Below are 12,312 nucleotides of genomic sequence, written 5' to 3' on the forward strand. Positions count from 1 at the left end.
TTGAGGTGAAGGGAGATGAATCGATTCAGGTGATTTCAGGCTACTCTAAGTTCCACTGACGAAATCGGTCAAGTCGCCGGCCTGACCCGCGCCGCGACGGTGACCGAATCGTGATCCGACGAGGAAGTGGGGGGCGCCGTGCCGGTCAGCATCCGTGAGGTCGCGCAACGCGCGGGCGTCTCGGTGGGCACGGTCTCGAACGTGCTCAACCGGCCCGACGAAGTGTCGGCCGAGTCGGTCGACAAGGTGACCCGGGCGATCGACGAGCTCGGCTACGTGCGCAACGACGCCGCCCGCAAGCTGCGGGCGGGAATCAGCACCACGGTCGGCTTCGTGGTGCTGGACGGGCAGAACCCGTTCTACAACGACGTCGTGCGCGGCGCCGAAGACGAGGCGACCCGGCACGGCATCGCGATCCTGTACGGGAACACCGATGAAGATCACCGCCGCGAGAAGCTGTACCTCGATCTGTTCGAGGAGCAGCAAGTGCGCGGGCTGCTGATCGCGCCGTACGGCGATGTGACGTCACGCCTGCAGCGCCTGCGCTCGCGCGGGATCGCCACCGTGCTCGTCGATCGCTTCAGCGGCGACGGCCGCTTCTCCTCGGTGTCGGTGGACAGCGTCGTCGGTGGCCGCATGGCCGCGGAGCACCTCATCCAGACCGGCCGGCGCCGGATCGCTTTCGTCGGCGGCCCCTTCGACATCCGCCAGGTGAACGACCGGCTGGCAGGCGCCCGCGTCGCCGCCGAGAACGCCGGCGACCACATCGATCTCGAGGTCGTCGCGACCGCGGCGATGACCGTCGACGAGGGTGTGGCCGCGGGCGCGCGCATCGTGTCGCGCCCGCGGCGCGAGTGGCCTGATGCCCTCTTCGCCGCCAACGACCTTCTCGCGCTGGGGCTGCTGCAGTCCTTGGTCGTGGATGGACGGATGCTGGTGCCCGACGACATCGCGATCATCGGCTTCGACGACATCGCCTTCGCAGCCGCCGCCGCGGTGCCGCTGTCGTCGATCCGTCAGCCGAGCCGCATGATCGGTCGCACGGCGCTGCGGATCGTGCTCGAAGAGGCCACCGACCCCGACAGCATCGCGCGTCAGACCGTCTTCCAGCCCGAGCTGGTCGTCCGGGCCTCGACCCGAGCCCGCTGACCGCGGCAGGCCCGCGGCTCGGCGTGGCGGGGCCGTCAGCGGTCGGCGGCGAGCAGCCGGCGCACCTCCGCCATCGCCGCCTCCGACTGCGCGAGCAGCGCCCTCACGCGCGCCTCGCGATCATCGGCCGCATCGGCGGCGGGTTCGTCCGCCGCCCCGGCCGCGGCGACGCCCGCCGCGGCGCCGGTGGCCACCGCGCCCGAGACGGCGCCCGCCGCGATCCCCTGAGTCGCCGCGTCGGTCGTGGTTCGGGCCGCGTCGGCGGTGTCGGGCTCCGTCGGCGCATCGGCCGCGGCATCCGCCCCTTCCTCGCTCCGCGAAGGGCCGAGGAAGAGGTTCGCGAGATAGCCTGTGAACGTGCCGAAGATGCCGACGCCGACGATGATGATGAGCGCGCCGATCAACCGTCCGGCATTCGTGACGGGGAACTGGTCGCCGTACCCGACCGTCGAGATCGTGACCACCGTGTACCACAGCGCGTCGGAGGCCGACGCGATGTTCGAGCCCTCGGCGTCCTCCTCGACGGCGAGGATGGCGAGGCTGCCGAACTGCAGCACGAGGATGCCCATGAGCAGCAGCGTCATGAGGGCGCTGTTCGCCCGGTCGTGGATGAGTGTGGTCCAGACGGTGCGGGGCCCGAGGTCGCGCATCAGCCGGTAGACCCGCAGCAGCCGGAAGATCCGCAGGATCTTCAGCTGCGCGAAGGGCAGGCTCGCCAGCAGGTCGGCCCAGCCGAACCCGCGGAAGAAGTAGTGCGTCGCCGACGGGGCGGTGCTGATGCGGTAGATGAAGTCGCCCAGGAAGATGACGCTGAACAGGCCGTTCATGACCGACAGCACCAGCTGCAGTGCCGGGTCGGACGCGAGCGCGTACATCAGCACCAGATTGACGATCGACAGGATCGACAGGATGCCGATGAAGATCTCGTACGCGGTGTTCTTCAACTCCGAGCGGGGTGCCCGCTGCCGCCGTGGTGCCATGTCGGCTCCTTCGCCTGCGCTCACGCGACCGGAACGAGCGGCCGCGTGCCCATTGTGGAGCATCCTGCCGCGGCCCATGCGCTGCGGCGCGCACCTCGTGATACCTTGTAGCTCTATGTACCTGACAGATCTAGGTATGGGAGCATCCGCATGAAGATCGGCAAGGACCTGGTCGCCGCCGCCGCGACCCCGATGGTCCTCGGCATCCTCGCCGAGGGCGAGTCGTACGGCTACGCCATCCTGCAGCGCGTGAGCGAGCTGTCCGACGGCGAGCTGGAGTGGAGCGACGGGATGCTGTACCCCCTGCTTCATCGTCTGGAGCGACTCGGTCACGTCGAGGCCACGTGGGGCGCCTCCCCCACCGGCCGCCCGCGCAAGCACTACCGGCTGAGCGCCTCGGGCACGGCGGCCTTTGCGGAGCAGCGCCGCCAGTGGCGGGTCGTGAGCACGGCGCTGCAGCGCGTCTGGACCGACCGCGACGGCGGCAGCGCCTTCGCCGGCGCCCCCGCGCTCGGAGGTGCCTGACATGACCGGCGACCTGGATCCGCGCGTCGAGGAGCAGATCACGACGTGGCGCGAGTACGTGTCACGGCGCGAAGCGATCGCCGGCCGCGACGTCGACGAGCTCGAAGACCACCTGCGCGGGCAGATCGGCCGGCTCGAGGCATCCGGTCTCGCTCCTGATGAGGCGTTCCTCGTCGGCGTCAAGCGGCTCGGTGCGCTCGACGACCTCTCACGTGAGTTCGCGCGCGAGCATTCCGAGCGCCTGTGGAAGCAGCTCATGTTCGCGGACGCCCCCGCCCAGCCGCGCGGGCGCTCGCTGTGGCTCGCGCTCGGCCTGGCGGTCGGGGCCGGTCTGGCCATCAAGGCGCCCGCGCTGTTCGGCATCGACTGGGCCTCGGACGGCGCGTTCTACGCACGCTTCGCCGCGCTGCTGGTCCTGCCCTTCCTCGCGGCATGCTTCCTGGTGAGACGGCACGCTTCGGTACGCACGACCGTCATCGTCGGGGTGCCGTTCGCGCTGACCGCGGTCATGATGGCCGCGTATCCGTTCGCTCCCGACGGGGCGACGCTGTTCCTCGCCGCCCTCCACTCGGTGGTGCTGCTGTGGCTCGTCACGGGCATCGCCTACGTCAACGGCGCGGTCCGATCGGGGCGAGCGCGCATGGACTTCATCCGGTTCACCGGCGAATGGTTCGTGTACTTCGTGCTCATCGCGCTCGGCGGCGCCGTGCTCATCGGGCTCACGGTCGCGGTGTTCGCGGCGATCGACCTCGATGCCAGCCGGTTCGTCGTCGACTGGCTGGTGCCCTGCGGCGCCGCAGGCGCGATCATCGTGGCGGCGTGGCTCGTCGAGGCGAAGCAGAGCGTGATCGAGAACATCGCCCCCGTGCTGACGCGGCTGTTCACGCCTCTGTTCACGCTGCTGCTGCTGGCGTTCATCGTCGCCGGGTTCCTCCAAGGCAACCTGGTCGACTCCGGGGGCGACGCGCCGGAGGTGTTCGGCCAGCGCGACCTGCTGATCCTGTTCGACATCGTGCTGGTCGTCGTGCTCGCGCTGCTGCTCTACTCGCAGTCGGCCCGCGAGCCGCTGGCCCCGCCGTCGTGGTTCGATCGCCTGCAGCTCGTGATGATCGCCGCGGCGCTCATCGTCGACATCATGGTGCTCGTCGCCATGGTGGGCCGTATCGCGGAATTCGGCGCGAGCCCGAACAAGCTGGCATCGCTTGGCCTCAACATCATCCTGGTCGCCAACCTCGCGGGCGCCGGCTGGCTGCAGCTGCGGTTCGTGATGCGCCGCACGCCGTTCGACCGGCTCGAACGGTGGCAGACCGGCTATGTGCCGGTGTACCTCGCGTGGGCCGCCATCGTGGTGGTGGCGTTCCCGCCGCTGTTCGGCTTCGTGTGAGCGGGGACGGATGCCGCGACCTGTGGCCGCGGCATCCGTCCCGTGCTCTTCGTGTCAGGCGGCCGCGTCGATCGCCTCGACCAGGCTCCGTCAGAGACCGTCGGACGCGAGAGATGCCGTGCGGAGCGCGTGGACGCTCGTGGCGGCGACGTGCGGCGTCCGTCGCGCCCAATGCGAGGCGATCACCTCGTCGAGCACGGCATCCCAGCGAGCGAGGAATGCCCCGAGTCCGTAGCGAGCGAGCACGTGCCGGCGCGCCTCGAGCCCGACCTCTCGAGCCATCTCGGGATCGGCGAGGAACGCGCGCACTGCGCGGCGCAGCTCGTCGACGTCCGTCGAGATGACGCCGGCGCCAGGAGGCACGGCTCGCACGACCTCGGTCGTCGCCAGCGCCACGACGGGCATGGCGAGGTGCATCGCTTCGAGCAGAGACAGACCCAGCGAGGTCCAGCGGAAGGGATGCAGGTAGACCCGGCGACGCGCCAGCTCGGGGTGCAGCCGCGACGGCGGGAGGTCTCCGGCCGCGACGACGCCGTGCTCTCCGGGGAACGCGGCATGGAGCCGCTCGCCGCCCATTCCGAACACGTCCACCGGAGCCTCCTGAGCGAACGCCGGCAGCAGGTCGGTGCCCGTCGCGCGCCACCGGCGCACCGGCTCGTTGACGACCACGCCGATCCCCTCCAGCTCGCCGGTGTACAGCGGGCCGGGATCGGGCACTCCGTGCTCGACGACATGTGTGGGGGCCAGCCCGCTGTCCCAGAACAGCCGGTTGAAGTGCGTGACATGCACGATCGGCACCTCGTCCTGGCCCGACAGCGGATGCACGCAGGAGCCTGGTCCCGGCGTGTTGTGCTCGAGATAGACGGCGGGGACGTCCCGCCCCGGGACCATCCCGGTGAGCAGTCGTACATTCGCCGCCTCGTCCGGACTCTGCAGCACCACGACGTCGATGTGCTCGTCGCGCAGGTTCTCGGCGGCGACCTCTCGCGCCCGCGACCAGCCCCATGCACTCGGGCCCGGAAGGTCGACGCCGGGCTCGACCGGCATGAGGTACTCGTGATCGCCCCGCACGAACGCATCCGTGTAGGCGCCGTGAACCGGCCACATGAGGATCCTCAAGGGGACACCTCGGCAATGTCTGCCGCCACCGATGCCCGTTGTTCGTCTGCCACGCGTCAGAGATCCTCGGGCGCGAGGTCGCCCTGACCTTCGTCGCCCAGCTCGGCCGCTTCCGGGGACATGCCCTGCGTCTCGGGCTGCCGGCCTTCGCCCGGCAGATCGGCCGCGGGCACCTCGTCGTCATCGGCGGGAAGCTGGGCCGGATCGTCGCCGGTGGCCGTCGCCGCGTCGAGTTCGTCCGCCGGCACGCCCGCGTCGACGGCTTCGGTGCGATCCCAGTCCGCCTGCGCCGGATCGCGCGTGGGATCCGGCTCGATCGACGTGTCGTCGTCGCGCAGCGGCTGCACGCCAGGCTGCCCGTCCGGCGCCGGCGGCACCTCGGGGGGAAGGGTGTCAGACATTCTCGTGGTCCTCTCTGTCAGTCTTCCGGTCCCTGGCCCGCGCGGAAGCGGGCCTTGTACCGACGGTCGGCTTCTTCGAGCAGCCGGTCGTCCAGCCGCGCGATCGGGGTCACTTCCCGCAGCAGTGGTTCGCAGTCGGGGCCTCGCCCCACCTCGGTTCCCGTCAGCACCCACGCGAAGCGGTCTGGATTCTTGTGCTGCAGCTCCCGGTACTGGCACACCTGCCGGGCCAGCCAGTCCTCGAGCGGCCTCGTCCACCATTCCTCGGGATGCAGAGGGTTCACCGAGAGCCCCGGCAGCGTGAGCCCGCTCTCGGTGTCGACGCTGCTGTCGCGATCCCGCTCGGGTCCCTCGCTGTAGCGCACGTACGCCCGGTCGTGACTCTGCACGACATCGACCAGCTCGGCGAGCGTCGTGATCGATGCGGTCAGCGTCTCGCTGGCGAACAGTCCGCTGACTGCCATCACGACTCCTTCCTCAGGGAAGGATCACGCTACGGATGCTGCCGCACCGGGTGCACGGGGGTTGACGAGCCGACGCGCGGCGTTGTACGCGTGGCGGCCAGCCTGGGCTCCAGCATCCGTGCACAGAATCGGAGGTTGCGAACGGCGCCGACCTCAAGCGCTCAGAACGTAGTCGCGGTGGGCCCGACCGCCGAGGCGAGGGGTGCGGGTGGGGTCCACGTAGACGGGCGGAATCAGCCAGACTTTCGCGCGAACGCCGGTCCCCTCGATGCGGATCTCCCAGCCGTCGTCGTGAATGCGGTGATGGCATCTCACGCAGAGGAGCACCCCGTTGTCGAGGTCTGTGGGGCCGGTGTCTCTGTCCCACCATCGGAGGTGGTGGACCTGCGTCATACCGGGTGGCAGGCCGCATCCGACGCAGCCGCCGTCACGCTCGCCGAGCGCCAGCTTCTGCGGCGTGGTGAACAGACGCTTCGCACGCCCGAAGTCGAGGACTTCACTGTCGCCACCGAGGACGAGTGGGATGATCTGCGCGTCGGCGGCCATCCGGCGAATCGTAGCCACCGACACCGGCTGGGCCATGCCGTCGATCGTGCCGTGACCCTCGCCCGACACGAGTTGCTCGAGTCCGATCCTCACCACGACGCTCGAGCCACCCGTCGGGACACCCTTCGAATCGCAGCCCCGCATATGACGGCAGATCATCGCGATCGCGTCTGCCTGCATCTGCGGGATCGTCCGCCGGTCCTCGTCGGGAAGCCCGGACGCGACGCCCGCCTCGCGTTCACATCGCCGGCTGTCTTGGTTGCGCAGCTCCGCACCGACCATCGCCTCGATCGCCGCTTTGACGGGGGCAGCGGTCTCGGGGTCGAGCTTGGCGCTGATGACGAGCATTCCGGAGCGGTCCTCGTGGAAGTGCCACGCCCGGCCGCGCAGCTCCGCCTCGCGCGGCTCCACCCCGTCGGGGTCGAGCCACGCCTCGGCTCGCTGCAGGATCTTGTTGAGCTGATCCAGCGCGAGCCCTGACGCCTGCTGCACCAGCGTCCGCTCCGCTTGCTGGAGCCCCTCCGTCGGGACCCGAAGTGCGACCTTGTCGAGCAAGGCGACGATCGCTGCGGCAGCGGCCACGCTGATGCGCTGGGCGTCCAGCCGGCCGGCGACCTCCGGGTACTTCGGCGGGGCCTCCGCTCCGGTGAGAGTCATGCGGGGTGTCGTGGCCTCTCCGACGGCGACCAGCCGGGCGGCCTCACCGACGCTGGTGCCGGTGCTCGCGGCGATCATCGCGGCCGGCGTGCGGAATCCCTGCTGCTTCGCCAGCCCGGCGTTGCCCAGTTCTTGACGCGACGCCCGCGCGACTTCGGCCGCAACCTGTACATGCACCGCATCCACGCTGCGGCGCAGAAGCCCGACCGCCTCACTCAACGCCGCAATCGATGCGCCGCTGCGACCATCCACCGGCGCCTCGCCGGCACGCGCAGACTCCCACGCCGCGCGCGCGTCTGCGAGCGCCTGCTCCACACCGGCGAAGGGATCTGTCATGCATCCATTGTACATGCGTTCGAGCAGTTTATCGAATCTTTCTTCGACTTGAGTCACGGGACGCGTTCTCTTTGGGCGCGCTATACCACACCCTCAACGCGCAAGGGGTTGACTTCTATCGAATATTTGTTCCTTGCTCGGGAACCGCGCGTGACTCTGTCCGCCGCGCCGGGCAGACTGAGCGCATGTCATCGACGTCGCGCCGGAACTGGGTGCTGCACGTCGACCTCGACCAGTTCATCGCGGCGGTCGAGGTGCTGCGGCATCCGGAACTCGCCGGCAAGCCCGTCATCGTGGGCGGACGGGGCGACCCGACCGAGCGCGCCGTCGTGTCGACCGCGTCGTACGAGGCCCGCGAGTACGGGGTCGGATCCGGGATGCCGCTGCGGATCGCCGCGCGAAAGGTTCCGGATGCGGTGATCCTGCCCGTCGACCACGAGGCGTACAACGCCGCGTCCGAGCAGGTGATGGCGACGCTGCGCGCGCAACCGGGAGCCGTCGTGCAGGTGCTCGGGTGGGACGAGGCTTTCGTGGGTGTCGAGACCGAGGATCCGGAGGGCTACGCACGGCGGATGCAGCAGGCGGTACTCGATCGCACGCGCTTGCATTGCAGTGTGGGGATCGGCGACACGCTCGTGCGCGCGAAGGTCGCGACCGGATTCGGCAAGCCACGCGGCGTCTTCCGCCTGACCGCAGAGAACTGGCTCGATGTGATGGGCGAACGCCCGACGATCGACCTGTGGGGTGTCGGCTCGAAGGTGTCCAAGCGACTCGCGGGTCTCGGCATCCTGACCGTGACACAGCTCGCGGCAGCCGACGAGGCCCCGCTCATCGGCGAGTTCGGCCCGAACATGGGCCTGTGGTACCGGCAATTGGGGCGCGGCGACGGCTCTTCCGTTGTCGACGACACACCCTGGGTGCCTCGTGGCCACAGCAAGGAGACGACATTCCAGGTCGACATCGTCGAACGGGCCCAGATCGAGGACGCCGCACGCACGCTCCTCGATCAGGTGCTCGACGAGGTCGCCGCCGACGACCGCCCGGTCGTGGGCCTCGGGCTCAAGGTGCGTTACGCACCGTTCCTCACGAAGACGTTCACGAAGAAGATCCCCTCGACCACCGATCGCGACGCGGTCGTCGAGAAGGCGATGGAGCTCGTCGCGAAGATCGACCCCGACCGGCCGATTCGCCTTCTCGGCATGCGCGCCGAGATGGCGATGCCCGACGATGCCCGCGAGGGACACACTCCGACCCGCAGCGGCTGGTGATCCGGCCTGGCGTCAGCTCGCGCCGCCCAGACCGCCTGACAGCCGCCCATGGAATCGCGTGGTGGCGTCGTTCATGCCCTCGAGAACGACCTGCTTGCCCAGCCGCTCGTACTTCGTCTGCACGGCGTCGAGCGCTGCGACCGTCGACGCGTCCCACACGTGTGATCGCGTCATGTCGATGATGACGCGGTCGGGATCGTGGGTGTACTCGAACTGGGTCGTCAAGTCGTTGCTCGAGGCGAAGAACAGCTCGCCGTCGACGGAGTAGCGCACGGTGGGCACCTGCTCGGCCTCATCGATCCGCCGTGTCACAGTGACGAAATGCGCCACGCGCCGGGCGAACAGCACCATGGCCGCCACGACGCCCACCCCCACGCCGATCGCGAGGTTGTGCGTCCACACCGTGATCCCGACGGTGATCAGCATCACGACGGTCTCGCTCTTCGGCATCCGTTTCAGTGTCGACGGACGGATGCTGTGCCAGTCGAACGTCGCGACCGACACGACGATCATCACCGCGACGAGTGCTGCCATCGGGATGATCGCGACCACGTCGCCCAGCACGAGCACGAGGATCAGCAGGAACACGCCCGCGAGGAACGTAGAGATGCGGGTTCGTGCGCCGGAGGCCTTCACGTTGATCATCGTCTGGCCGATCATGGCGCACCCGCCCATGCCGCCGAACAGCCCTGACAGCACGTTCGCCGCTCCCTGGCCGAGCGCCTCCCGGGTCTTGCGGGAGTGCGTGTCGGTGATGTCGTCGACGAGCTTCGCGGTCATGAGCGACTCGAGCAGTCCGACCACCGCCATGGCAGCGGCGTACGGGGCGATGATCGCCAGGGTCTCGCCGGTCAACGGCACGTTCGGGATGAAGAGCTCAGGCAGACTCTGCGGCAGCTCGCCCTGATCCCCCACCGTCGGAACGTTGATGCCGAACACGACCGCGGCACCGGTGAGCAGCACGATCGCCACCAGCGGCGCCGGCACGACGCGAGTGAGTCGCGGCATCAGGTACATGATCAACAGCCCGATCACGACCATGGGATAGACCGCCCACGGCACCCCGATCAGCTGCGGCACCTGCGCGACGAAGATGAGGATCGCCAGCGCATTGACGAAGCCCACCATGACGCTGCGCGGGATGAAGCGCATGAGCTTCGCCACGCCGAGCACCGCCAGCACGATCTGGATCAGCCCGCCGAGCATCACGGTGGCGATGAAGTAGTCCATGCCGTACTCGCGGGCCACCGGCGCGATGACCAGAGCGACAGCCCCGGTCGCGGCGGTGATCATCGCGGGGCGCCCGCCCAGGAACGCGATCGCGACGGCCATGATGAACGATGAGAACAGCCCGAGTCGGGGGTCGACGCCTGCGATGATCGAGAACGCGATCGCCTCGGGAATGAGCGCGATGGCGACGACCAGACCGGCGAGGACCTCGCGGGTCAGGATGCGCGGACTGCGCAGCGCCTGCAGAACGGTGGGCTCGATGCGATAGCGCTCGGCTGCATCGGGCGGCGGGATGACGGCTGTCATGGCACTCCTGAGGTGCGGGCATGCGGGCTCGCGCTCTGCGGGCACCTCTCCATTGTCCGACGTCGCGCAGGTCCACTCCGCCCGGACCGGTGCGGCTGGGGCTCGGGACCGGTAAGGTTCACAGCGGAGTGCCGGGAAGCCTGGTCGGCGTCGATTCGACGTTGACGGAGGCATCCATGAAAGTACTCATCTTCACATTCGGCACGCGCGGCGATGTCGAGCCCTACGCAGCCTTGGCCGATCGGCTGGCACTCGAGGGGCACGATGCCGTCCTGGCAGCACCGGAGGCGTATCGCGGCGTGGCGTCACCCGCCGTCGCGTTCGACCCCATCGCGACAGAGATGGATGGGGTCATGCGTGCCGCCATGGCGGGACTCAGCGGCCCGACCCAAGCGCTGACCATGGCGCGGCGGATGTCGGCGGCGATGCGTGTGTCGCTGGACGAGCAATGGGCGGTCGCACAGCGTGTCGAGCCGACCGTCATCGTGTCGCATCCCAAGGCGCTCGCGGGACTCCACATCGCAGAGCGGCAGAACGTGCCATTCGTCGCCTCCCTACCGCTTCCGTTCCTCACACCGACCGCGGCCTTCCCGGTGCCGTTCCTGTCGCGGTCGCTCGGCGGTGCTCTCAACCGCTTCACGTACCAGTTCAATCGCTTCACCGCGGTCGCCTACGGCGGCATGATCAACCGATTCCGCCGGGAGTGTCTGGGCCTGGGCCGCATGAGCCGGCTGAGCGACTACCTGCACGGTCTCGACGGCGCGCCGGTTCCCGTGCTGTACCCGTTCAGCCGGCACGTCGTGCCCGTGCCGCCGGACTACCCGGCGACGGCGCACGTGACGGGCTACTGGTTCCGCGAGCGCGAAGAGGCGTGGCGACCTCCTGCCGAACTCGAGGCGTTCGTAGCGAGCGACCGTCCGGCGATCTATGTGGGATTCGGGAGCATGGGCTTCGGCGCCAAGGCGGCCGAGCGCGGTCGCGTCGTGCTCGACGCGGCTCGCGAGGCGGGCGTGCGCGCTGTCGTCGCCACGGGATGGGGTGCCCTGGATGCCGAGTCGTCCGAGGATGTGATGGTCGTGGATCACGTACCGCATGACTGGTTGTTCCCGCGAGTGTCGGCGGTCGTCCACCACGGCGGCTCAGGCACCACTGCGGCGGGCCTCCGCGCCGGCCGACCCACCCTCATCTGCCCGGTTCTCGGCGATCAGCCGTTCTGGGGCCGCCGCGTGCATGAGCTCGGCGCGGGACCGCAGCCGCTGCCGTTGCGCAGAGCCAACGTGCCGCACCTGGCCGCCAGGATCCGCGATCTCATCGGCGACCCGGCATACGCGAGGTCCTCCGAGAGGATCGCCGAGGGCATCGCCCCAGAGGACGGCCCCGGGCGCGCCGTGGCCGCGCTCGAGCAGATCGAGGCCGCTTCTTCCGTTCCTCGCCGAGCGGCTGGGAGCGCATAGCGGATTCCGGATGCTGCCGCCAGCGGCCGGCCGGACGTTCGACGCGCACGACCGGGCGGTCTCAGGCAGGAATGCGCTCGGCACGGGGTGGACGGTGCGGGATCGGGACCGGCCGTCGCGACGGAGACCGGGTGGATCTCTGACTCACTCGGATGAGGTCGTCCAGCACTTCCGCCGGAGACATGTAGTGCTCGGCCAGGCCGAAGTCGCGCAGCCAGACCACGTCGTACTCGAGGTCGTCGATCTCGTACACGCAGGCCACGGTGTGCTGCGGGTGGTCTCGCGGCACCGAATGATCCAGGATCACCCATTCGATCGCGGTGACCTTGCGCATCTCGAACCGGATGTTGCTCTCGTCGGACATGCTCGCCTCCGTATCTGGAAATCGTCCAGCGGAAGCACGCCGTCGCGTCGGATCAGGCACATCGCTGTGCACGGTCGCCCGAGAGGTGGGAGGTCTGCGAGACTCCCGCCGCTCGCGCACGTCCGCCGG

Annotated in this window: 12 protein-coding genes; 5 read left to right on the forward strand and 7 right to left on the reverse strand. The window is 69.3% G+C overall.

Going from position 1 to position 12,312, the window contains the following annotated elements:
- Positions 1–138: 138 nt before the first annotated feature.
- Complete coding sequence (locus HF576_RS04960) at positions 139–1,149, forward strand: substrate-binding domain-containing protein (protein WP_168911624.1); 1,011 nt, start codon at positions 139–141, stop codon at positions 1,147–1,149.
- Positions 1,150–1,184: 35 nt separating this feature from the next.
- On the opposite strand, the gene HF576_RS04965 is transcribed toward HF576_RS04960, so the two are convergent.
- Positions 1,185–2,129 (reverse strand): ion transporter, encoded by a 945-nt coding sequence (locus tag HF576_RS04965; protein WP_205834727.1) that lies wholly within the window; start codon positions 2,127–2,129, stop codon positions 1,185–1,187.
- Between the two features lie 150 nt (positions 2,130–2,279).
- On the opposite strand from HF576_RS04965, the gene HF576_RS04970 reads away from it, so the two are divergent.
- Complete coding sequence (locus HF576_RS04970; RefSeq protein WP_168911625.1) at positions 2,280–2,654, forward strand: PadR family transcriptional regulator; 375 nt, start codon at positions 2,280–2,282, stop codon at positions 2,652–2,654.
- 1 nt (position 2,655) lies between these two features.
- Positions 2,656–4,038 carry a hypothetical protein gene (locus HF576_RS04975; protein ID WP_168911626.1) on the forward strand — a complete coding sequence of 461 codons (1,383 nt, stop codon included), beginning with the start codon at positions 2,656–2,658 and terminating at the stop codon, positions 4,036–4,038.
- A gap of 90 nt (positions 4,039–4,128) precedes the next feature.
- Here the strand turns inward: HF576_RS04975 and HF576_RS04980 are convergent, their stop codons facing one another.
- From HF576_RS04980 to HF576_RS04995, 4 genes are all read right to left on the reverse strand, one after another.
- On the reverse strand, positions 4,129–5,157 hold the full coding sequence (locus HF576_RS04980) for a glycosyltransferase (protein ID WP_168911627.1): 1,029 nt from the start codon (positions 5,155–5,157) through the stop codon (positions 4,129–4,131).
- A gap of 56 nt (positions 5,158–5,213) precedes the next feature.
- Complete coding sequence (locus HF576_RS04985) at positions 5,214–5,558, reverse strand: sugar ABC transporter ATPase (protein ID WP_168911628.1); 345 nt, start codon at positions 5,556–5,558, stop codon at positions 5,214–5,216.
- Positions 5,559–5,575: 17 nt separating this feature from the next.
- Positions 5,576–6,022: a DUF6098 family protein gene (locus HF576_RS04990; RefSeq protein ID WP_168911629.1), complete on the reverse strand. Its 447-nt coding sequence runs from the start codon at positions 6,020–6,022 to the stop codon at positions 5,576–5,578.
- Positions 6,023–6,175: 153 nt separating this feature from the next.
- Positions 6,176–7,561 (reverse strand): HNH endonuclease signature motif containing protein, encoded by a 1,386-nt coding sequence (locus HF576_RS04995; RefSeq protein ID WP_168911630.1) that lies wholly within the window; start codon positions 7,559–7,561, stop codon positions 6,176–6,178.
- A 185-nt stretch (positions 7,562–7,746) separates the two neighbouring features.
- Here HF576_RS04995 and HF576_RS05000 point away from each other — a divergent pair, with 185 nt between their 5' ends.
- Complete coding sequence (locus HF576_RS05000; RefSeq protein WP_205834728.1) at positions 7,747–8,829, forward strand: DNA polymerase IV; 1,083 nt, start codon at positions 7,747–7,749, stop codon at positions 8,827–8,829.
- 12 nt (positions 8,830–8,841) lie between these two features.
- Here the strand turns inward: HF576_RS05000 and HF576_RS05005 are convergent, their stop codons facing one another.
- Positions 8,842–10,365 (reverse strand): SulP family inorganic anion transporter, encoded by a 1,524-nt coding sequence (locus tag HF576_RS05005; protein WP_168911631.1) that lies wholly within the window; start codon positions 10,363–10,365, stop codon positions 8,842–8,844.
- Positions 10,366–10,541: 176 nt separating this feature from the next.
- Here HF576_RS05005 and HF576_RS05010 point away from each other — a divergent pair, with 176 nt between their 5' ends.
- On the forward strand, positions 10,542–11,819 hold the full coding sequence (locus HF576_RS05010) for a glycosyltransferase (RefSeq protein ID WP_168911632.1): 1,278 nt from the start codon (positions 10,542–10,544) through the stop codon (positions 11,817–11,819).
- A 61-nt stretch (positions 11,820–11,880) separates the two neighbouring features.
- Here the strand turns inward: HF576_RS05010 and HF576_RS05015 are convergent, their stop codons facing one another.
- Positions 11,881–12,183 carry a hypothetical protein gene (locus HF576_RS05015; protein ID WP_168911633.1) on the reverse strand — a complete coding sequence of 101 codons (303 nt, stop codon included), beginning with the start codon at positions 12,181–12,183 and terminating at the stop codon, positions 11,881–11,883.
- Positions 12,184–12,312 lie beyond the last annotated feature (129 nt).

Origin of the sequence: Microbacterium salsuginis (genome assembly GCF_012524205.1) — a bacterium.
Taxonomy (GTDB): Bacteria; Actinomycetota; Actinomycetes; order Actinomycetales; family Microbacteriaceae; genus Microbacterium; species Microbacterium salsuginis.